Here is a 20,181-nt window from a genome sequence, read left to right as displayed (position 1 = left end):
TCAGGAGGCCGGCGTGGAATTTGAGGTAATCGTGGTCGGCGGCGCGCTGGCCGGCCTGTCGGCGGCCATGTTCCTGGCCCGCCGGGGAATCCGCGTCGTGCTCGCCGAACGGCACGGCGGCACGTCCATTTATCCCAAGGCGGCCGGGCAGAATCCGCGCACGATGGAGCTGATGCGCATCGGCGGCGTCGCGGAGCAGGTGGCCGAGACGGTCGACATCCGTGGCCGGCAGGGCGACTTCACCATCAAGGTCGCCGAGACCGTGGGCGGCCGGACGCTGCACACCTTCGCCGAGAGCTTCGAGGAGCTGGTCGGCGCCACCGAGGACTGCACCCCCATGCCGTGGGCGCTGGCCTCCCAGGACAAGGTCGAGCCGATCCTGCTGGCCCAGGCCGCCAGGTACGGCGCCGACATCCGGTTCGGCACCGAGCTGACGGACTTCTCCCAGACCGAGGACCATGTGACGGCCCGTCTGCGCGCGCCGGCAACCGGCGAGGAGAGCACGGTCACCGCCCGCTACCTGGTGGCCGCGGACGGCCCGCGCAGCATGGTCAGGGAGAAGCTGGGCATCCCCCGGCACGGCCTCGGATCGCTGGCCCACTTCGTCGGCGTGATCTTCGAGGCCGACCTGTCGGCGGTCCTGCCGCCCGACTCCACGGGCTGGTACTACCTGCAGAACCCCAAGTTCACCGGCACCTTCGGCCCGACCGACCGCCCGGACCGGCACACGTTCTACGTCCAGTACGACCCCGAACAGGGCCAGCGCCCCGAGGACTACACCCCGGAACACTGCACCGAGCTGATCCGCCTGGCGGTGGACGCCCCCCGTCTGCGGCCGGAGCTGCTGGACATCCAGACCTGGGAGATGGCCGCGCTGATCGCCGACCGGTGGCGCGCGGGAAGGGTGCTGCTGGCCGGCGACGCGGCCAAGGTCACTCCCCCGACGGGCGGCATGGGCGGCAACACGGCGGTCGGCGACGGCTTCGACGTGGCGTGGAAGCTGGCCGCGGTGCTGCGCGGCGAGGCCGGCGACGGCCTGCTCGACAGCTACGGGCACGAGCGCGGGCAGGTGGCCCGGCTCGTGGTGGACGAGTCGCTGAGCATCTACGCCGAGCGCATGGCGCCGCACCTGGCCGACAGCGTGCCGCGCGGCCGCGGCACCGCCGAGGTGCTGATGGGCTTCCGCTACCGCTCCGGCGCGGTGATCAGCGAGGACGACGACCCGGCCCCCGTCGAGGACCCGCTGCGCCCGACGGGCCGCCCCGGCTTCCGCGCCCCGCACGTCTGGGTGGAGCGCGACGGCGTCCGCCTCTCCACGGTGGAGCTGTACGGCGACGCCTGGGTCCTGATCGGCGACGCCGGCTGGGCCGAGGCGGCCTCGGCGGCGGCCCGCGACCTCGGCGTCACCCTGCGGGCCCACGCCCTCGGCCGCGACCTCTCCGACCCCGGAGGAAAGGTGGCCCGGCTCTACGGCATCGGCCGCGACGGTGCGAGCCTGGTCCGCCCGGACGGCGTGGTCGCCTGGCGCGCGACGGGCCCCGCTCCGGATCCCGAGGCCGCCGTCCGCGCCGCGCTCACCAGGGTGCTGGCCCGGACACCGCACGGATGAGCCGGCCCGACAGCAGCCGGATGTACTCGATCAGCTCCGGCGGCTCGTGCACCTCGAACTCGACGTCGAACATGCCGATCGTGAGCGCCAGCCACTGCAGCGAGTCGGCGGCGGTGCGCAGCATGCAGGTGCTGTCGTCGACCTCGGTGAGGATGCCGTCGCGCGGCCTGATGCGCTCGGCGATCTGCGTGATCGGCGCGTGGAAGGTGATCAGCGCGCGGTAGCGGGCCAGCGAGGACGTGATGGACTCCGCCACGTACGCGGCCACGTCCTCGGCGGGCAGCTCGCGCGCCTTGAAGCGCACCCCCGTGGCGTACGGCGCGGAGAGCCGGTCGATCCGGAACGTGCGCCAGTCCTCCCGCTGCAGGTCCCACGACATCAGGTACCACTTCCTGGCGACGTGGACCAGCCGGTACGGCTCCACGAGCCGGTTGCTCTCGCTCCCGTCGCGCTTGGCGTAGGCGAACCTGAGCCGCTCGCGGTCGCGGCACGCCTGCGCGATCACCATCAGGCACTCCGGGTCCACGACGGGCCCCGCCACGGTCACCGGGACGGTGTAGTTCTGCAGCGCGTTCACCCGGCTCCGCAGGTGGCCGGGCAGGACCTGCTCCAGCTTGGCCAGCGCCCGCACCGAGGTCTCCTCGATGTCGGCCACCGAGCCGCCCGCCGCCGTGCGCAGGCTGATCGCGACGGCCACCGCCTCCTCCCCGTCGAGCAGCAGCGGCGGCATGGCCGTGCCCGCCTCCAGCCGGTAGCCGCCGTTCGCCCCCGGCGTCGCGTGCACGGGGTAGCCGAGCTCGCGCAGCCGGTCGATGTCCCTGCGCAGCGTGCGCGGGCTGACCTCCAGACGTTCGCACAGGTCGGGCCCCGTCCAGTAACGGCTGTTCTGGAGCAGTGACAGCAGGCGCAGCATGCGCTGTGGCGTGTTAGCCATGCACCCCATCGTGGCACGCGTTGCGGTCAGAATCCGGCCGCAATCCGGTGGAACGCCGGCCGCCTGCCGTCAAGATGATTCCTTCACGCATGCCCGTGAATATTCGCCATTACGCCTGGTCAACGGCGATTTCTATAATTATTGGGTGAAGGGACTCATGCTTGCCGGAGGTTCGGGCACCAGATTGCGCCCCATCACGCACACCTCCGCCAAACAACTCGTGCCAGTGGCCAACAAACCCGTGCTGTTCTACGGCCTGGAGGCGCTCGCCGACGTGGGCATCCGAGAACTCGGCATGGTCGTGGGTGACACGCATGCCGAAATCGAGGCCGCCGTCGGCGACGGTTCGCAATTCGGCCTGGAGGTGACCTATTTACGGCAGCGCAAGCCGCTCGGGCTCGCCCACGCCGTATTGATAGCCCGCGATTATCTCGGTGACGACGACTTCGTCATGTACCTCGGCGACAACTTCATCGTCGGCGGCATCGACGACATCGTCGCCCGGTTCGTCAGGGACCGGCCCTCGGCCCAGATCATGCTCACCCGGGTCAACGACCCGCGCCAGTTCGGCGTCGCCCAGCTCGACGACCGCGGCCGGGTGGTCAACCTGGAGGAGAAGCCGCGCGAGCCCAAGAGCGACCTGGCGCTCGTCGGCGTCTTCCTGTTCACCCCGGAGGTGCACGAGGCGGTGGCCGAGCTGAAGCCGTCGGCCCGCGGCGAGCTGGAGATCAGCGACGCCATCCAGTGGCTGATCGAGGAGGGCCGGCGGGTCGAGTCGCTCACCATCTCCGGCTACTGGAAGGACACCGGCAACGTCACCGACATGCTGGAGGTCAACCGGCTGGTGCTGGAGTCGCTGGAGAGCCGGGTGGACGGGCGGGTGGACGGCGAAAGCGAGCTGATCGGCCGGGTCGTGGTCGAGCCGGGCGCGGTCGTCGAGCGCTCCCGCGTCGTCGGCCCGGCGATCATCGGCACCGGCTCCCTGGTGTCGGGCAGCTACGTGGGGCCGTTCACCTCGATCTCGCCGGACTGCGCGATCGTGGGCAGCGAGATCGAATACTCGATCATGCTGCCCCGCGCCTCCATCACGGGCGTGTCCAGGGTCGAGGCGTCGCTGATCGGCCACGAGGTCCAGGTCACCCCCGCGCCCGACACCCCCCGCGCCCACCGGCTCGTGCTGGGCGACCACAGCAAGGTCCAGCTGAGCTCATGAGGAAGGTGCTGGTCACGGGCGGCGCCGGGTTCATCGGCTCGCACTTCACCCGGGCCCTCCCCGACGCCGAGATCACCGTGCTCGACAAGCTGACCTATGCCGGCGACCTCGCCAACCTGGACGGCGTGCGGTACACGTTCGCGCAGGGCGACATCTGCGACGCCGGGCTGCTGAAAGAGGTGGTGCCCGGCCACGACCTGGTGGTCAACTTCGCCGCCGAGTCGCACGTGGACCGCTCGATCGAGGGCGCCGCCGTGTTCGTGCGGACCAACGTGCTGGGCACCCAGACCCTGCTCGACGCCTGCCTGGAGGCCGGGGTGCCGAAGGTCGTGCAGGTCTCCACCGACGAGGTCTACGGCTCGATCGACGAGGGCTCGTGGACCGAGGACGCGCCGCTGCGGCCCCGGTCGCCGTACGCGGCCTCGAAGGCGGGCGGCGACCTGCTCGCCCGCGCGTACGCGATCACCCACGGCCTGGACGTCTCGATCACCCGCTGCGGCAACAACTACGGGCCGTACCAGTACCCGGAGAAGATGATCCCGCTGTTCGTCTCCCGCCTGCTGCGGGGCCGCAAGGTCCCGCTGTACGGCGACGGCGGCAACGTGCGGGACTGGATCCACGTCAGCGACCACTGCGCGGCGATCCGGCTGGTGGCCGAGGCCGGCCGGCCGGGCGAGGTCTACCACGTCGCCGGCACGGCGGAGCTGACCAACCTGGAGCTGACCGAACGCCTGCTGGCCGCCTGCGGCGCCGGCTGGGAGCTGGTGGAGTACGTCGAGGACCGCAAGGGCCACGACCGGCGCTACTCCCTGGACGACGCCAAGCTGCGCGCGCTGGGTTACCGCCCGGCGGTCGGCTTCGACACCGGGCTGGCCGAGACCGTCCGCTGGTACGCCGACCACCCCGGCTGGCATTCCGACCTGTGAGGAGCGACATGTACCCCGTGACCGTCGACAAGGCCGATCCCCGTTACCCGGACCTGGCCGGCCGCGGCATCAACGCCCGGTTCCCGGCCGACCCCGCGAAGATCGTCCTGGCCGGCGAGACCGAGCACGTGGTCCGGGCCGTGGAGGACGCGGTCAGGGCGGGCGAGCGGCCGGCCGTGCGCAGCGGCGGGCACTGTTTCGAGGCGCTGGTCGACCATCCCGGGACGCGGACGGTGCTGGACCTGTCGGAGATGAAGGCGGTCGGTTTCGACCCGGAGCTGAAGGCGTTCTCGGTGGAGCCGGGCGCGACCCTGGGCGCCATGTACCGGACGCTGTTCCTCCGCTGGGGCGTGACCGTCCCGGCGGGCCGCTGCCCCGAGATCGGCGTCGGCGGGCACGTGCCGGGCGGCGGGGGCGGCGCGCTCTCGCGCGCGCACGGCCTGTCGGTCGACCACCTCTACGGGGTGGAGGTCGTCGTGGTGGACGAGTCGGGGCGGGCCCGCGCCGTGCTGGCGACCCGCGAGCCGGACGACCCCCACCGCGACCTGTGGTGGGCCTGCACCGGGGGCGGCGCCGGCGCCTTCGGCGTGGTCACCCGCTTCCTGTTCCGCTCGCCGGGCGGCGAGCTGTCGCTGCCCGCGCCGCCGGCCGCCGTGACCAAGCAGACCGTCCGCTGGCAGTGGGCGGACCTGGACGAGGACGGCTTCGTCGGGCTCGTGCGCGCGTTCTCGGCCTGGCACGAGCACAACAGCGCGCCCGGCAGCCCCGGCGCCCGGCTCGACAACAGCCTGACCCTGCCCCGCGCCGGCGGCGGGCCGGTCACCCTGGAGAGCGCGGTCGAGGACGGCCACGCCGGCCTGGCCGACGCCTTCCTCGCCGAGGTCCGCCGCGCCGTGCGCGCGGAGCCCGAGACGGAGGTCTCGACCAGCCCGTTCCTGGCCGCCGCGCTCGTCCCCGACGAGTACGCCGGAGTGAAGGGCCGCTTCAAGTCCAAGGCGGCGTTCCTGCGCTCGTCGTGGTCGGAGGAGACGATCGCCGGCCTCTACCGCCGGCTCACCGACGAGTCGGGGTACCAGAACCCGGCGGCCGCCTTCTACCTGCTCTCCCACGGCGGGGCGATCAACGCCGCCGGGCCCGCGGACACGGCGATGGCGCACCGCGACGCCGTGCTCAAGGCGTACGGGTCGGTGTTCTGGTGGGACCCCCGCGAGGACGACCTGCACCTGAGCTGGATCCGCGAGACCTACCACGGGCTGTTCGCCGAGGCGGGCGGCGTGCCCGACCCGGACCGCGGGTACGGCGGCGCGTTCGTCAACTACGCCGACGCCGACCTCGCCGACCCGGAGCTGAACCGGAGCGGGGTCCCCTGGCACCGGCTGTACTTCCGCGACAACTACGCCGAACTGCAGCGGGTGAAGGCCCGCTGGGACCCGAGCGACACCTTCCGCCACGCCCTGTCGGTCCGGCTGCCCTGACGCGGCAGGAGACGGCACAGCAGACGGCGCAGCAGAAGACATCGCCGGGCGGGATCCGCCCGGCGATGTCGTGTGGGACCCCCCTAGAGGACGCGGACCTCGGGCACGTAGACGATCCACTTGCCGCCCTGGGCGGCGAACTCCTCCTCCTTGGCCAGGATCTCCTCGGTGTGGTTCCACGCGAACAGCACCGCGTAGTCCGGGTACGGCCGGCCGAACTCCTCCGCCGACCGGATCGGGATGCGCGAGCCGGGCATCAGCCGCCCGATCTTCGCCGGGGTCGTGTCGTAGACGCACGGCAGCAGGTCGGGGCCGATGCCCGCGTAGTTCGTGACGGTCGCGCTCTTGGCGGTGGCGCCGTATCCCGCGACGCTGAGCCCCCGCCCGCGCAGGTCGCGCAGCAGCGCGACGAGGTCCGCGCAGATGCGGTCGATGCCGTCGCCGAGCTTCTCCAGCGTGCCGAGCTCGGCCAGCCCCCGGCTGGTCTCTTCCGCGATCAGCGCCGGGACGGCCGGGCTCGGCGCCCGCTCGCCCCTGCGGGCGATGGTGTAGCGCACCTCGCCGCCGTGCACGGGCAGCCGGTGCACGTCCACCAGCTCGAAGCCGAACCGGTGGGCCACGCCGCGCACCGACCGGGCGGTGAACAGGAAGAAGTGCTCGTCGTAGATCTGGTCGAAGGTGTTGCGTTCCACGATGTCGCCCAGGTAGGGGTCCTCGAAGACGAACACCCCGCCGGGGCGCAGCAGCGCGTCCACCCCGCGGAAGATCGAGTCCAGGTAGGGGATGTGGCAGATGGTGTTGGCCGCGTAGATGACGTCCGCCGGGCCGTCCTCGCCGGCGATCAGCCGGGCCGTCGTCTCCTCGAAGAAGTCGGTGCGTACGCGTACGCCGTCCTTCCTGGCCAGCTCGGCGACCCCGCCCGAGGGTTCCACGCCCAGGTGGCGCACCCCCGCGTCCTTGATCACGCCGAGCATGACCCCGTCGTTGGACCCGATCTCCACGCAGAACGGGTCCTCGCCGGTCAGCTCGGTGGCGAGCAGGTCGCGGGCGGTCTGGGCGAAGTGCTCGCGCATGCGCCGCGATCCGGAGGAGTGGTACGGGTAGTCGTGGTGGAACATCCGGTCCCTGGGCACCTCTTCGAGCAGCTGCACCATGGTGCACCGGGTGCACAGCCCCACGGCCAGCCGGAAGTGGTAGGCCTCGCCGGATTCCTGCTCGGTGAGGAAGGTGTCGGACAGCGGCTGCTTTCCGAAGTCGAAGAACTTCCTGACTTCACCTTCACAGACACGACATTTGCTCACATCGGGCTCCTGCTCTACTCCGCGAAGATGGCGACCGCTCGGGCCCAGCCCGCTCCGGCGCCTGTGATCTTGATGGGGAAACACACCACCTGGAAGCCGTACGGCTCTCCCAGCGCGTCCAGGTTGGCCAGCCGTTCGATCTGGCAGTACTCCCTGCTGCGCCCGGCCACGTGCGCCGGCCACAACACCGAGGGGTCGCCGCCGGCCCGGTAGCGGGCGATGACGTCGCCGAACGGCGCGTCCAGGCTGAAGGCGTCCGTCCCGATCACCCGTACGCCCAGGTCGAGCAGGAGGTGGACCGCGGGGCCGTCGAGCCCGGTGAAGTCGGTGAAGTACCGCTGCGTCCCCGCCCAGGCCGACGCGCCGGTGTTGAGCAGCACGATGTCGCCCGGCCGGGGCCGGCGGCCGGCCCGCTCGACGGCCTTCTCCACGTCGGCCGCGCCCGCGACGGACCCCTCGCAGCCGGTCAGGTCGAGCAGCAGCCCCGGGCCGTAGAACCACTCCAGGGGCAGCTCGTGGATGTCCCGCGGCCGGCCGTCGCCGTAGCGGGCGCGCGAGCCGTAGTGCGACGGCGCGTCCACATGGGTGCCGGTGTGCGAGGTGAGAGAGAGGCGATCCAGCGACAGGAACTCCCCGTCGGGCAGCTCGGCCGGATCGAACACCACCCCGAAGTGCTCCCGCATCTCCTCGGCCATGTGCGCGGCCCCCTGGGCCGGGGTGAGGATCTCGTGCCCGATCGGGTCGGGCTCCCACGCTGACGCGTCCACAGAGCTGCTGATGTCGACCAACCGCACCGGCTGCCTCCCGCCCACTCGATCCGCCCACTCGATTCGTCGTCTTCGAGCACAGCGGTTGCCGCTGGAGTGTGGTTGGAGCGCCGGTGGACCAAACACTCGAAAGCGCTTCTCCAGCGCCATCGCCCAGGCTGATCCCGACGGTTCACCCGACCTACCCGACGAGCCTACGGAGCGACCATGGCACCTGATCTGCGAGCGCCCGTGACCCCCGAGGGACGCCGGCTCCTCGCCCTGCTGCGACCGCACCTGCCGGTGCTGGAGCGCGAGGCGGAGGCGCACGACCGCGCGGCGCAGCTGCCCGCGCACCTGTTCGCCCAGCTGGGCAAGGACGGCGTGCTCGGCGCCACCGTACCGGCCGGGCACGGCGGGCTGGGCGTCACCTCCATGCACGACGTCGCCGTCGCGCTCGGCGAGGTGGCCAAGGCCGACGCCGGGGTGGCGCTGGCCCTGCACATGCAGTTCAGCCGGGGTCTGACGCTGACCTACGAATGGCGGCACGGCCCGCCGCGGTCCCGCGCGCTGGCCGACGACCTGCTGCGGCAGATGGCCGCGGGCGAGGCGGTGGTGTGCGGCGCGGTCAAGGACGTCGGGCAGCCGACCACGCTGACCAAGGCCGACGGCGACGGCTACACGCTGACCGGGCGCAAGACGCTGGTCAGCATGGCGCCGATCGCCACCCACTTCGTGATCTCCGCGCAGGTGCGCGAGAACGGCGATCCGGTACGCATGGCGGCCCCCGTGGTGCCCCGTGACAGCGCCGGCCTGACCGTGGAGGACAACTGGGACGGGATGGGCATGCGCTCGTCCGGCAGCGTCGACATCACCTTCGACGCCGTCCCCGTGCCCGAGAGCCACGTGCTGCCGCGCGGGGCGCTCGGCGAGCCGGACGACGCGGCGCTGGCCGGCCAGACGGTCAGCTCGATCACGATGCTCGGGATCTACACCGCGCTGGCCGAAGCCGCGCGGGAGCTGACCGTCGCGCACGTGCGCAAGCGGGGCCGGGCGGCGCCCGCCGTGCTGACGAAGATCGCGGAGATCGACATCAGGCTCTACGCGCTGCGCTGCGCGGTCGCCGCCGCGCTGGACAACGCCGACCGGCTGGCCGAGGACCACAGCGGCGATCCGGCCGAGCGCGGGCGGGCCATGATGACGCCGTTCCAGTACGCCAAGCTGCTGGTCAACCGGCACGCGGTGGACGTCGTGGACGACTGCCTGAGCGTGGTGGGCGGGGCCGCCTACACCGGCTCCCATCCCCTGTCGCGGCTGTACAGGGACGTCCGGGCCGGCGGGTTCATGCACCCCTACAACTACGCCGGCGGCGTCGACTACCTCAGCGGGCAGGCCCTGCGATGAAGGCCCGCGAGCTGGCCGTCGAAGGCGCCTACGAGTTCGTGCCCGACATCTTCCCCGACGAGCGCGGCCTGTTCGTCTCGCCGTTCCAGCACACCGCGTTCGAGGCGGCCGTCGGGCACCCCCTGTTCCCGGTACGGCAGACGAATCACAGCAGGTCGCGCCTGGGTGTGGTGCGCGGCATCCACTACACGGTCACCCCGCCGGGGACCGCCAAATACGTCTACTGCCCGAAGGGGCGCTCGCTCGACATCGTCGTCGACGTCCGCGAGGGCTCGCCGACGTACGGCAGATGGGAGGCCGTGCTGCTGGACCCGCACGAGTTCCAGTGCGCCTACCTCCCCGTCGGCGTGGGGCACGCCTTCATCGCCCTGGACGACGACACCGTGATGGCGTACATGCTCTCCGAGGAGTACACCCCGGCCAACGAGCTGGCGCTGTCGGCGCTGGATCCGGCGCTGGGGCTGCCGATCCCGTCCGAGTGGGGCGAGCCGCTCCTGTCGGACCGCGACCGGGTGGCGCCGACGCTGGAGGAGGCGCGCGTGGCCGGGCTGCTGCCCAGCTACGAGACCTCCCGAGCGGTGGAGCGGGCGCTGTGGGTATGACCTCACCGCGCGTCGTGGTGCTGGGCGGCACCGGCAGCGTCGGCAGGCAGGTGTGCGCGGCCTTCGCCGCCGACGGCTGGGACGTGCTGGCCGTGGCCAGGTCGGCCGCGCCGCACCTGGCGGGCACCCCGTTCACCGCCCTCGACATCACCGCGGCCGACCCCCGGCGCCTGGCCGAGCTGTTCGGCACGCCGAGGGCCGATGCCGTGGTCAACACGGCGGGCGGGTGGGGCGACACGCCCGAGGAGATGACGTACTCGCACCTCCGGCTGGTCGACCGGCTGCTGGAGGGACTCGCCCTGGTGGCGCACCGGCCGCGGCTGGTGCACGTCGGCTCGGTGCACGAGTACGGCCCCGTCCCGCACGGCACGCTGCTGCGCGAGGACGTCGTCCCCCGCCCCGTCACGCCGTACGCGCAGGCCAAGCTGGCGACGTCGCAGGCCGTGCTGGCGGCCGCCGACGAGCGCGGGATCGACGCGGTGGTGCTGCGGGCGGCCAACATGTCGGGGCCCTACCCGCCGCAGGAGAGCTTCCTGGCGGCCCTGACACTGCGCATCAAGCGCACGCTGGCGGCCGGCGAGGTGCTGGAGCTGAGCGTCGCCGACGCCCGGCGGGACTTCATCGACGTACGCGACGTGGCCGCCGCGATCGTCCGGGCCGCCACGGCGCCCCTGGACAGCCGGGTCATCAACATCGGCCGGGGCGAGGCGGTGCCGATCAGCTCGCTGGTCGGGTGGCTCATCGAGGCCTCCCGCTTCCCCCGCGACCGGATCAAGCAGCTGGACCGGGAGGTCCGCAGCAAGGGCGGCGACTGGACCCAGCTCGACATCGGCCTGGCCCGGCGCGCCCTGTCGTGGGAGCCGCGCATCGGCCTGCGCGAGTCCGTGCACGCCATGTGGTCCGCCTCCACGTCCGCCTCCACGGGAGCGGGGACGGCCTGAGCGCCGCCCCCGCTCCCGTCAATCAGACGTCCAGTACGGAACGCACCGCGGAGATCACCTTGTCCTGGGTCTCCGCCGGCAGCGACGGGTACATCGGCAGCGAGAAGATCTCGTCGGCCAGCCGCTCGGTCACCGGCAGCGCCCCCTTCTCGTAGCCGAGGTGGGCGAAGCCGGTCATCGTGTGCACCGGCCACCGGTAGCTGACGTTGAGGTGGATGTCGTAGGCCTTGAGCGCCTCGATGATCCGGTCGCGCTCGGGGTGCCTGGCGACGTACACGTAGTAGACGTGGTCGTTGCCGGCCGCGAGCGAGGGCAGCACCAGGTCGGAAATGTCGCCCAGCCCCTCCTGGTAGCGGCGGGCGACGGCGCGGCGGCCCTCGATGTACGCGTCGAGGCGGCGCAACTTCCTGCGCAGGATCTCCGCCTGCACCTCGTCGAGCCGGCTGTTGTGCCCCGGCGTATCGACCACGTAGTAGCGCTCCTCCATGCCGTAGTAGCGCAGCCGGCGCAGGTTCGCCTCGACGCGGGGGTCGGAGCTGATCGTGGCGCCGCCGTCGCCGTACGCGCCGAGCACCTTGGTCGGGTAGAAGGAGAAGGCCGCGGCGTCGCCCATCGTGCCGGCCAGCCGCCCGTGATGGCGGGCGCCGTGGGCCTGCGCGCAGTCCTCCAGCACCCGCAGCCCGTGCTCCCCGGCCAGCTCCAGCAGCGGCGCCATCTCGACGCACTGGCCGTACAGGTGCACCGGGAGCAGGCAGCGGGTACGCGACGTGATCGCGGCCTCGATCCGCGTGGTGTCCATCAGGTAGTCCTCGGCCCTGACGTCGACGAAGACCGGCGTCGCGCCGACCGCGTCGATCGCCACCACCGTGGGCGCCGCCGTGTTCGACACGGTGATCACCTCGTCGCCCGGGCCGATGCCGAGCGCCTGGAGGCCGAGCACGATCGCGTTGGTGCCGTTGTCGACGCCCACGCAGTGCGGGACGCCGTGATATCCGGCGAACTCCGCTTCGAACGAGGCGACGCTGTTGCCCAGCACCAGCTGGCCGGATTCGAAGACCGTCTCGACCGCGTCGAGAATGTCGGCGCGCTCCTGCTGGTATTCCGTCAGGTAATTCCACACATAGGTCGGCACGACCCCCTCCTCATACGTAGACCCGGCCGGCGTCCAGCTTCGGGTCGGAACGTAAAAGCGCCTGCTGCAGGTGCTGGAGGCGAGCCGACGGCTCGACGCCGAGCTCGTTCACGAGCGTCGTGCGGAGCTTGACGAAGTTCTCCAGTGCCTGGCTCTTCCGGCCCGCCCGATGCAGCGCGATCATGAACTGGGCCCAGAAGTTCTCGTGCATCGGGTAGCGCGCGGTCAGCGCCGACAGCTCCGCCAGCAGGCCGACGTGCCGGCCCAGCCGCAGGTCGCTCTCGATGCGCGCCTCCAGCACGCCGAGCTTGCTCTCCTCCAGGCGGGCCACCTCGACCCCGATCCGCAGGCCGGCGTGCACGTCGACGAGCGCCTCGCCGCGCCACATGTCCAGCGCCTCGTTGAACAGCGCGGAGGCCGATTCCCACTGGCCGGCCTCGAAGGCGTGCTTGCCCGCGGCTACCAGGTGCTCGTAGCGGTTGACGTCGACGTCGGCCGGGTCGATGTCCAGCAGGTAGCCCCCGTAGGAGGTGCTCAGGACGTCCTTGGCCGAGTCGGTGCAGTTCGCGCCCAGCGCGGCTGCGATCCCGCGGCGCACCTGCAGGATGTACGTCTGCAACGTCGACAGGGCGCTGGCGGGTGGATGCATCCCCCACAGCTCCTCGATGAAGGCCGGCACCGTCACCATGTTGCCTGCCTGCAACGCCAGCAGGGAGAACACCTGCCGGGGCTTGCGGGGGATGGGAGTGATCGACATTCCGTTCTCACGTGCGACCAGCGGGCCCAGAACCTTGATCTCCATAGAGACGGCGTCCCCTCAACATGCTTTTCTTCGAGCTGACCGTCTCCACGATGTCAAGGATGTGCAGGGCACAAAAGTGCGCCCCACATGCGTTGTCATGAATTCAGCGGGCCGAAGACGTGCAGGATTCATGGTTTGTGACAGGAAAAAGAACTTCGGCGCTGATCAGGTGTCATCGGAAATGGCGCGAACCGGCGAGGCCGCGATGATGGCCTGCTGTCACGTTTGAGCGCTGTCGCTTTGGGCGCTGTCGCTTTGAGCGCTGTCACTTTGGGTGCTCGGGCCGAACCAGCGTTCGAGCGCGTCGCGCAGCGGGTGTCCGGCGGCCTCGGAGGCCCACGCCACGTACCCGTCGGGCCGGATCAGCAACGCCTCGGCGGGATGGTCCGCGGCGGCCCGCAACAGCTCCACCAGCCTGACCGGCGGGCCCGCCCCCTCCGGGATCTTCAACACCATGTCCGCGGCCATCCGCCCGGCCCCCGGGCACGCCCACGTCGTAGGCGGTGTGCACGCCACTGATCATCCCGCTCAGGTACTCGTTCACGTCGTCGAAGCGCATCACCGCCGGTTCCGCGGCCCGGCTGGAGCCGACGCGCTCGGGCATGACCGCGTCCCCTTCGGGGCGGGCGGCGCCCTCACCCGTATCGCACAGCCGTAGGCGCCCGGCGCCGACCCCCGGCATCCGTCCGGCGTTCCCGCCGGCGGGCCGAAACCCCGTGGCCAGGCGGCCACCCCGGTGAGTGGCTGGGGGTTCCCGGATGCGAAGGGGGACCCGCACACGCGACCGTAGACGTGTCGTCGCAGGGAGATCAACCACCAACGATCCCCCGCAGCCCGTCACCCCGACCGCGCACCCGCTCCTCATCATCCACCAGGCGGTGATCATGACCATCCACCTTGACCAGACCGACCAGCTCCACGAGCCACGACCGCATCTGTACTGGGCGACCCGCGCCGCCTGCAAGGACGCCGACCCCGGCCTGTTCTTCCCCTTCACCTGGGACGGCCTGGCAACCGAGACCCTCGACCAGGCGCGCCGCATCTGCCATGCGTGCCCCGTACGAGCGGCCTGCCTCGACTGGGCCCTGCGAACCGGCGAACCCGACGGCGTCTGGGGCGGCACCACCCCCGACGAACGCCGCAGCTTACGCGCCCGTCACCTCAAAACCCCAGCATGACCTCCCGGCGAAGGCGCCGGCCTGGCCGGCCACCGATTACCGCGCCCTACGAGAGATCCCCGCCGCATCCGCGGACGCCCCGGAGAAGCCCGCACAGACCGACCGGTTCGCGAGCCGGCAGCCGGCGCACCGGTCGGCTCGAAGGGTTCCGCACGACACGTCGCCCCAGGCCGGACCCCGGCGGCAGGCGCTCCACAACGCCCTCGCCGTTCTCCAGCAGGGCGATGGCGAGGACTGTCTCAGCCGATCACCGGGTAGCTGCTCGACCCGAGACCCCCGCCGGGCCATGGGCCGATCGCCATGGAGCTGTTCACCACTGACGGTGCGACTCCCGGTCGGGTCTCCCGGTCCCTTCCGGTCCTGCCGTCGAGGACGACGGGCCCGTTGTCGGTCCTTCCGTAGACGACCCCGTGCCAGGCTCCGGTCACGTACGGAACCAGGCGCCCGCCGCTCTTCGTGATCGACCACAGCCACGCGCCGGTCCGCGCGTCGAGCGCGCCGACCCAGTCACCGCCCGAGCAGACGGTGATGGCCTGCTCGTCGTACCGGCAGTTCGACGGATGGGGGACCGGCTTGCCGGGCTTCCCCTTGGTGGCGGCCACCACCCGTCCCGTCGCGATCTCCACCACGTCGACGTACGGCTTCCCGTCCGGGTCGGTGCGTCCCCGGACGACTGCCTTGGACGGGCCGGCCGGGAACACCTCGACCGAGAAGGCGTCGCGGGGCGAGGCCCATCGCGGCCGGCCGGTCCGGGCGTCGATCCCGCGGACCTCGATCTTCGGCGTCCGCCCGGTTCCGGGCTGCCGGCCCGTCACCACCCCCGCCGCCACGGCCCGGGCCTCGAACCCGCGCCTGCTCCACCGCACCTTGCGGCTCCTCAGGTCCAGCGCGTACGTGTCGCCGCGCCGAGCCGACAGTGACGGGTCCACGATCCGGACGATCCCCACCCCGTCGGCCACGCCCGCGAACGAGACCTCGACGTCGCTCGGAGAGCCCGTCCCCGTCCACCCCTTGACGGGGATCTCGGCGCGCCAGTCGGTCTTCCCGTTCTCCGGGTCGATCGACACGACCTCGACCAGCGGGCGGCCCGGGGTGGTGCCCTGCCCCGGCGCCTCGCCGAGGAACGCCGCGAGCACGGTCGGCCGGCCCTGGACGGACGTGAGCGTCGGCAGCGCGATCACCGTGACGGATCTCGGCTGCGGGTGGGCCGGCTTGATCACCTCCCGCACCTTGTTGGTGCGGGTGTCGACCAGGCGGATCTCCTCTCCGGAGGACGCGGTCGGTTTGCTGCCGTGGATCGGGACGATCGCTGTGGTGCCGTGCAGCAGCACCTCGTCCGCGTCCGTGGAGACCTCCAGCGGCCCGGCGGCGGCGTCGTCGAAGCGGGTGGGCGGGTCGATGGATCGGAGGTCGACCGGCGGCCTCGACGTGACGTAGTCGCCGGGGTCCAGCGGCTCGATCGGCGTGACCGTACACCCGCCGACCGCCGCTAGCAGCAGCACGGTTCCCGTGATTAATCGCATCGCATCCCCACTGTCAGCACACACGTTCGCCGACGCAGCAAGCTACCGGTTCGCATCAGCCTCGGCCAGCACGCCGTGGGAAAGCCGCGCCGGCATGGCGCGCGTACGGCTCTGTCCGCGGATTCTCCGGGGCGCGCGGGCGGCAGGCAGGGCCGCCGCGCGTCCCGGGGAGGCCGCGGAGCACCCGTCGTACGCGGCGCGTCCGTAGCGCGTGAAGCACCCGCAGCGCGCCGCCGGGCGGTCAGCCCGCGCGGCGGCCATGGACGTGGTCGTCGGTCAGGACGCGGTCGAGCTGGCTGCGCGAGGTGATGTCGAGCTTGGCGAAGATCTTGCTGAGGTGGTATTCGACGGTACGCGGGCTGACGAACAGCTGGCTGCCGATCTCCGAGTTGGTCAGGCCCTCGGTGGCGAGCCGGGCGATCTGGCCCTCGCGAGGGGTGAGGTCGCCACCGGACGGGACGCCGCGCCGCTGCGAGTTCTCCCCCGTGGCCCGCAGCTCCCGCTCCGCCCGCTCGGCGAAGCCCGCCATGCCCATCGTGGTGAACAGCCGGTGCGCGGTACGGAGCTGCTGGCGGGCCTCGACCCGGCGGCGTTCGCGGCGGAGCCATTCGCCGTAGAGGAGGTGGGCGCGGGCGAGGTCGGGGCGCAGGCGGGTGCGGCCGAGCCGGTCGATCGCCTCCAGGTAGAGACTCTCCGCCGCACCCTCCTCGCTGACCAGCGCTCGCGCACGGGCCTCGATCCCGAGAGCCCAGTCGCTCCGGCTGCCACGGGTCGCCTCGGCGAGCTGCTTGACCGCCCGGCGGGCCAGCTCCAGGTCACCGCTGCGGGCGGCGGCCTCGGCCAGTTCGGCCGGCGCCCACTGGGACGGGGCGCCCGGGGCCTGCGGGTCGGCGCAGGCGCGCCCGGCCGCCGCCCGGGCCTCGTCATACCGGCCCAGGCCGTTGCAGAGCACGGCTCTCGCCCAGTCGGCGACCGTCATCCCGGCGCCCTCCCCGCGGGAGGCCGCCTCGCTCGAACTCGTGCGCATCAGCTCCTCGGCCTCCGCCGCACGGCCGCGCCACGCGGCGAGCGCGAGGGCGCCCCGGTCGGTCATCCGCAGCCCGGTCGCCGAGGTGATCGCCTGTACCTCCGCGCTCAGCGACGCCGCCTGGTCCAGCTCGCCCTCGAAGAGGTGCACCGTGATGCGCGAGCCGAGGGCGAGGGGCAGCTCGGCGAGCGCGCCGGTGTCCCGCGCCAGGCCGGCGTGCCGCTCCGCCAGCTCCCTCCAGGCGTCACCGTCCCACAGGGCCACGGCGGCGATGGAGGCGAGGCCGAGCTGCTGGAGTTCATCTCCTCGGGGGCTTTCGACAGGTCCGGTGGGTCCCGGAGCGACGGAGGCTCCCGTAGGTCCCGAAGGGTCGGGGGCTGCGGGGTCGAGGAAGGCGGACACGGCGCGGCGCAACACCGGTGCCGCCGTGCCCGCGTCCGCGGTGAAGAGCAGTGCCAGCCCGTCGAGCAGCAAGTCCTCGGCGCGCCCGGGCACCGGGGAAGCGGCCGACGCCGCGCGGACGGCGGCGGCGACGTCGAGCAGGCCCCCGTCCCCGGACGCCAGCCGGCCGGCGAACATCGCCGCGGTCAACGCCTCCTGATAGGCCCCGCGGGCCAGTGCCCGGTCCAGCGGCCGGAGCCGGTGCGCGGCCTGCAGCAGCAGCGGCGGGGCGGCGTTCCCGTGGTCGGCGGTGAACGTGATCCCGGCGTGCGTCATGGCCGCGTGGGCCCGCTGCCGGTCGTCGAGCGGGCCGGAGAGCGCCACGCCGAGGAGGCCGGACGCGGCCTCCGGCGCGCCCGCGTCCTGCTTGGCCCGTGCCGCGGCGAGCGCGCGTTCGGTGCGGCGGGCGGGCTCGGGGGTCAGCTCGGTCGCCCGCTGGAGGAACGCGGCCGCCGCGGCCAGGCCGCCGCGGGCCTGCGCGCAGGGGGCCAGGCGGACCAGGTCGGCGGCGAGCTCCTCGTCGGGCTCGGCGGCGGCGTGCGCGCGGTGCCAGGCCCGGCGGTCCGGGTCGGTCCCGGCGTCGGTCGCCTCGGCCAGTACGTGGTGCGCCCGCCTGCGCTCCTCCGGCGCCGCGGCCCGGTACACCGCCGAACGCGCGAGCGGGTGGCAGAACCGCACCCGGGCGCCGAACTCGCACACGTCGGCCGCCACCGCCGCACCCGCCGCGACCGTGCCGACGCCGAGCCGCGCCGACGCCCGCCAGACCAGGACGGGGTCCCCGAGCGGCTCCGCGGCCGCGACCAGCAGCAACCAGCGGGTGTCCGGCGGCAGCGGGTCCAGGCGCCGCCGGTAGCTCTCCTCGATCCAGCCGGGCAGCGCCTGCACGTCCGGCAGGCCGAAGCCGCCGGCCAGCTCGGCGGGTGTCATCGCCTGCGACAGTTCCAGCAGCGCCAGCGGGTTGCCGTGCGCCTCGGCGACGATCCGGTCCCGTACCAGCGGATCGAGCGGGCCGGGAAGCACCGAGTGCAGCAGTGCCCGCGCGCCCTCCTCCCGCAGGCCGCCGATCGCCAGCTCCGGCAGGCCGGCCAGGTCGTACGTGTCGCCGCCGCTGCGGACGGCGAACACGCACGCCACCGACTCGGCGGACAGCCGCCGCGCGACGAACGCGAGCGTCCGCGCCGAGGCCCGGTCGAGCCACTGCGCGTCCTCGATCACGCACACCAGCGGCTGGACCTCCGCCACGTCGGTGAGCAGGGTCAACACGGCCAATCCCACCAGGAACCGGTCGGGCGGCGGCCCGGCGGACAGGCCGAAGGCGATGGCCAGCGCGTCCCGCTGCGGCTCCGGCAACCGGTCGAGCCGGTCCAGCATCGGCGCGCAGAGCTGGTGCACCGCCGCGTACGGCAGCTCCATCTCGGACCTGATGCCCGCGGCGCGCGCCACCCGGCATCCCTCGGCCCGATCCACCAGGTATTCGAGCAGGGCCGACTTGCCCACGCCCGGCTCTCCGCGCAACACCAGGCTCTGGCTCTCGCCGGAGCGGACCGCTGCCACCAGCCGGTCGAGCCTTTCGCATTCGGCCCGGCGGGGATCCAGCATGGGGGTGAGGACCGTACGATGCGCGGGACGCGGATCGATGGTCAGTCGTCCAAGGGAGGAGCTCGCCTCGCGTAAGCCGTTCATCTGGGTCCCCTTTCGGACATGGGATCGGCGGCGATGAGCGCTTCGAGGGGCAACAGCGCCGAGCCGGTGGCCACGGCGTCACCCCCGAACTTGGCGACCAGCAACTGGAACTGGCCGCCCGGTCTGGACAGGCTGTACTTCTTGATCGCGGCGGTGATGCGGTCACCGAGCGACTCCATGAGCCGCAGGCCGACCCAGCCGCCGATGACGATCCGTTCCGGACCGGCCAGGTTGACCATGCCGCCCAGCACGGCCCCCAGGCAGTCGACGACGTCCTCGACGATCTCGCCCGCGACCGGGTCGCCGCGGTGCGCCGTGGCGATGAGCTCGCCGACGGCCCGCCAGCCGGTGCCCTCGAAGACGCCGCCCCTGGCCCGCCACGCGGACAGGATCGCGTCGGAGCCGAGGTACGCCTCCACGCACCCCCGGTTGCCGCACCGGCACACCCGGCCGCCGCGCTCGATCACCATGTGCCCCCACTCCGTCGCGCTGGAGTGGGCGCCGTAGGCCACCTGGCCCCCGGTGACGACGCCGAGCCCGACGCCCCTGCCGAGCAGCGCGACCAGGGCGTGGCCGGTGCCGCGGGCGTTGCCGAACCAGTGCTCGGCCCGGGCCTGCATCTTGGCGCCGTTCTCGGCCAGGACGGAGATGCTTCCGACGTCGCACAGGGACCGGACCGGGACGGGCGGCCAGCCGAGGCTCTGGGCGTACAGGATCTGGCCTCCGTCAGGGGCGGTCTCGACGATGCCCGGCAGGCCGAGGCCGATGCCGAGCAGGGTCGGCCACCGGCGGGCGTTGCGGTCGCGCAGGGCCTCCAGGGCCTCGTGGATGTCGACCCCGATCCGCTCGGGGTCCTCGTCCTCGGCGCCGCCGCGGAACTCGCGGTCGATCCGGTTCATCGCCAGGTCGAACATCTCCACCGCGACGCCGCGCTCGCCGATGTCGGCGCCTATCGTGATCGCGCTCTCGGCACGGGGGCCGATCAGCGTGATCGGGCGGCCGCCCCGCGAGGACACCGATCCGCGCTCCTCGACGAGGCCGGCGGCGATCAGCTCGGCGACGAGGTTGCCGGCCGAGGCCGTGGACAGGCCGCTCTCCCTGGCGATGTCGGCGCGGGTGGTCTCCTGCGCGAGGATGACCTGCTTGAGCACCAGCGCTCGGTTCCGCTGCCGCAGGGTGGTGACCGTGGACACCTCGGGGAGCGAGGTGACGCGCCGGCCGCCGCCGGATTCGACGTTCATGTT

General features: G+C 72.6%; 17 protein-coding genes. 8 read left to right on the top strand and 9 right to left on the bottom strand.

Going from position 1 to position 20,181, the window contains the following annotated elements; translation table 11 throughout:
* Positions 1-13: 13 nt before the first annotated feature.
* Positions 14-1,609 (top strand): aklavinone 12-hydroxylase RdmE, encoded by a 1,596-nt coding sequence (rdmE, locus tag AB0J69_RS41735; protein ID WP_364129748.1) that lies wholly within the window; start codon positions 14-16, stop codon positions 1,607-1,609.
* On the opposite strand, the gene AB0J69_RS41730 is transcribed toward rdmE, so the two are convergent.
* On the bottom strand, positions 1,575-2,543 hold the full coding sequence (locus tag AB0J69_RS41730; protein WP_364129746.1) for a YafY family protein: 969 nt from the start codon (positions 2,541-2,543) through the stop codon (positions 1,575-1,577). The genes rdmE and AB0J69_RS41730 overlap by 35 nt on opposite strands.
* 145 nt (positions 2,544-2,688) lie before the next feature.
* Between AB0J69_RS41730 and AB0J69_RS41725 the strand changes: the two genes are divergently transcribed.
* Genes AB0J69_RS41725 through AB0J69_RS41715 form a run of 3 tightly spaced genes read left to right on the top strand, consistent with a single transcriptional unit; the run spans position 2,689 to position 6,157 of the window.
* Positions 2,689-3,756, top strand: coding sequence for a glucose-1-phosphate thymidylyltransferase (locus AB0J69_RS41725; protein WP_364129743.1), 1,068 nt, complete (start codon positions 2,689-2,691; stop codon positions 3,754-3,756).
* The gene (gene rfbB, locus AB0J69_RS41720) at positions 3,753-4,682 is read left to right on the top strand and encodes a dTDP-glucose 4,6-dehydratase (RefSeq protein ID WP_364129741.1); all 930 of its coding nucleotides are present in this window, start codon (positions 3,753-3,755) and stop codon (positions 4,680-4,682) included. The genes AB0J69_RS41725 and rfbB overlap by 4 nt, the downstream gene beginning before the upstream one ends.
* Positions 4,683-4,690: 8 nt before the next feature.
* Entirely contained in the window at positions 4,691-6,157 is a 1,467-nt protein-coding gene (locus AB0J69_RS41715) for an FAD-binding protein (protein ID WP_364129739.1), read from the top strand.
* 83 nt (positions 6,158-6,240) lie between these two features.
* On the opposite strand, the gene AB0J69_RS41710 is transcribed toward AB0J69_RS41715, so the two are convergent.
* A complete protein-coding gene (locus AB0J69_RS41710; protein ID WP_364129737.1) occupies positions 6,241-7,458 on the bottom strand; it encodes a class I SAM-dependent methyltransferase in 1,218 nt (405 codons plus the stop codon).
* Between the two features lie 14 nt (positions 7,459-7,472).
* Entirely contained in the window at positions 7,473-8,252 is a 780-nt protein-coding gene (locus AB0J69_RS41705) for a cyclase family protein (protein ID WP_364129735.1), read from the bottom strand.
* A gap of 180 nt (positions 8,253-8,432) precedes the next feature.
* On the opposite strand from AB0J69_RS41705, the gene AB0J69_RS41700 reads away from it, so the two are divergent.
* From AB0J69_RS41700 to AB0J69_RS41690, 3 genes are read left to right on the top strand one after another with little or no spacing between them, the layout of a single operon-like run.
* Complete coding sequence (locus AB0J69_RS41700; RefSeq protein ID WP_364129732.1) at positions 8,433-9,608, top strand: acyl-CoA dehydrogenase family protein; 1,176 nt, start codon at positions 8,433-8,435, stop codon at positions 9,606-9,608.
* Positions 9,605-10,210, top strand: a complete 606-nt coding sequence (locus AB0J69_RS41695) for a dTDP-4-dehydrorhamnose 3,5-epimerase family protein (protein ID WP_364129730.1) — start codon at positions 9,605-9,607, stop codon at positions 10,208-10,210. The genes AB0J69_RS41700 and AB0J69_RS41695 overlap by 4 nt, the downstream gene beginning before the upstream one ends.
* Entirely contained in the window at positions 10,207-11,151 is a 945-nt protein-coding gene (locus AB0J69_RS41690; RefSeq protein ID WP_364129728.1) for an NAD-dependent epimerase/dehydratase family protein, read from the top strand. Before AB0J69_RS41695 ends, AB0J69_RS41690 begins: the two co-directional genes overlap by 4 nt.
* A 22-nt stretch (positions 11,152-11,173) precedes the next feature.
* On the opposite strand, the gene AB0J69_RS41685 is transcribed toward AB0J69_RS41690, so the two are convergent.
* The 3 genes from AB0J69_RS41685 to AB0J69_RS41675 form a co-directional block, all read right to left on the bottom strand.
* On the bottom strand, positions 11,174-12,283 hold the full coding sequence (locus AB0J69_RS41685) for a DegT/DnrJ/EryC1/StrS family aminotransferase (protein ID WP_364129726.1): 1,110 nt from the start codon (positions 12,281-12,283) through the stop codon (positions 11,174-11,176).
* 10 nt (positions 12,284-12,293) lie between these two features.
* Positions 12,294-13,085 (bottom strand): BTAD domain-containing putative transcriptional regulator, encoded by a 792-nt coding sequence (locus tag AB0J69_RS41680; RefSeq protein WP_364129723.1) that lies wholly within the window; start codon positions 13,083-13,085, stop codon positions 12,294-12,296.
* Positions 13,086-13,304: 219 nt separating this feature from the next.
* Complete coding sequence (locus AB0J69_RS41675; RefSeq protein ID WP_364129720.1) at positions 13,305-13,541, bottom strand: hypothetical protein; 237 nt, start codon at positions 13,539-13,541, stop codon at positions 13,305-13,307.
* A 428-nt stretch (positions 13,542-13,969) separates the two neighbouring features.
* Between AB0J69_RS41675 and AB0J69_RS41670 the strand changes: the two genes are divergently transcribed.
* The gene (locus AB0J69_RS41670; RefSeq protein WP_364129718.1) at positions 13,970-14,263 is read left to right on the top strand and encodes a WhiB family transcriptional regulator; all 294 of its coding nucleotides are present in this window, start codon (positions 13,970-13,972) and stop codon (positions 14,261-14,263) included.
* Positions 14,264-14,502: 239 nt separating this feature from the next.
* Here AB0J69_RS41670 and AB0J69_RS41665 read toward each other — a convergent pair whose 3' ends face one another.
* The 3 genes from AB0J69_RS41665 to AB0J69_RS41655 all read right to left on the bottom strand — a co-directional run bounded on the left by AB0J69_RS41665 (position 14,503) and on the right by AB0J69_RS41655 (position 20,178).
* Positions 14,503-15,786: a hypothetical protein gene (locus AB0J69_RS41665; protein WP_364129716.1), complete on the bottom strand. Its 1,284-nt coding sequence runs from the start codon at positions 15,784-15,786 to the stop codon at positions 14,503-14,505.
* Between the two features lie 241 nt (positions 15,787-16,027).
* On the bottom strand, positions 16,028-18,937 hold the full coding sequence (locus AB0J69_RS41660) for an AAA family ATPase (RefSeq protein ID WP_364129714.1): 2,910 nt from the start codon (positions 18,935-18,937) through the stop codon (positions 16,028-16,030).
* The gene (locus AB0J69_RS41655) at positions 18,934-20,178 is read right to left on the bottom strand and encodes an ROK family transcriptional regulator (protein ID WP_364129711.1); all 1,245 of its coding nucleotides are present in this window, start codon (positions 20,176-20,178) and stop codon (positions 18,934-18,936) included. The genes AB0J69_RS41660 and AB0J69_RS41655 overlap by 4 nt, the downstream gene beginning before the upstream one ends.
* Between the last annotated feature and the right edge of the window lie 3 nt (positions 20,179-20,181).

The sequence above is a fragment of the Nonomuraea sp. NPDC049709 genome (assembly GCF_040674815.1).
Lineage (GTDB): Bacteria > Actinomycetota > Actinomycetes > Streptosporangiales > Streptosporangiaceae > Nonomuraea.
Note: the sequence above shows the minus strand (reverse complement) of the source record. Positions and strands in the feature narration are given on the sequence as shown.

What these genes read in the sequence shown, in the direction of transcription:
- AB0J69_RS41665 (WP_364129716.1), bottom strand. Translation starts at nt 15,786, where the DNA reads ATGCGATTAATCACGGGAACCGTGCTGCTGCTAGCGGCGGTCGGCGGG.
- AB0J69_RS41700 (WP_364129732.1), top strand. Translation starts at nt 8,433, where the DNA reads ATGGCACCTGATCTGCGAGCGCCCGTGACCCCCGAGGGACGCCGGCTC.
- AB0J69_RS41655 (WP_364129711.1), bottom strand. Translation starts at nt 20,178, where the DNA reads ATGAACGTCGAATCCGGCGGCGGCCGGCGCGTCACCTCGCTCCCCGAG.
- AB0J69_RS41680 (WP_364129723.1), bottom strand. Translation starts at nt 13,085, where the DNA reads ATGGAGATCAAGGTTCTGGGCCCGCTGGTCGCACGTGAGAACGGAATG.
- AB0J69_RS41670 (WP_364129718.1), top strand. Translation starts at nt 13,970, where the DNA reads ATGACCATCCACCTTGACCAGACCGACCAGCTCCACGAGCCACGACCG.
- AB0J69_RS41675 (WP_364129720.1), bottom strand. Translation starts at nt 13,541, where the DNA reads ATGGTGTTGAAGATCCCGGAGGGGGCGGGCCCGCCGGTCAGGCTGGTG.
- AB0J69_RS41690 (WP_364129728.1), top strand. Translation starts at nt 10,207, where the DNA reads ATGACCTCACCGCGCGTCGTGGTGCTGGGCGGCACCGGCAGCGTCGGC.
- AB0J69_RS41715 (WP_364129739.1), top strand. Translation starts at nt 4,691, where the DNA reads ATGTACCCCGTGACCGTCGACAAGGCCGATCCCCGTTACCCGGACCTG.
- AB0J69_RS41730 (WP_364129746.1), bottom strand. Translation starts at nt 2,543, where the DNA reads ATGGCTAACACGCCACAGCGCATGCTGCGCCTGCTGTCACTGCTCCAG.
- AB0J69_RS41660 (WP_364129714.1), bottom strand. Translation starts at nt 18,937, where the DNA reads ATGAACGGCTTACGCGAGGCGAGCTCCTCCCTTGGACGACTGACCATC.
- AB0J69_RS41695 (WP_364129730.1), top strand. Translation starts at nt 9,605, where the DNA reads ATGAAGGCCCGCGAGCTGGCCGTCGAAGGCGCCTACGAGTTCGTGCCC.
- rfbB (WP_364129741.1), top strand. Translation starts at nt 3,753, where the DNA reads ATGAGGAAGGTGCTGGTCACGGGCGGCGCCGGGTTCATCGGCTCGCAC.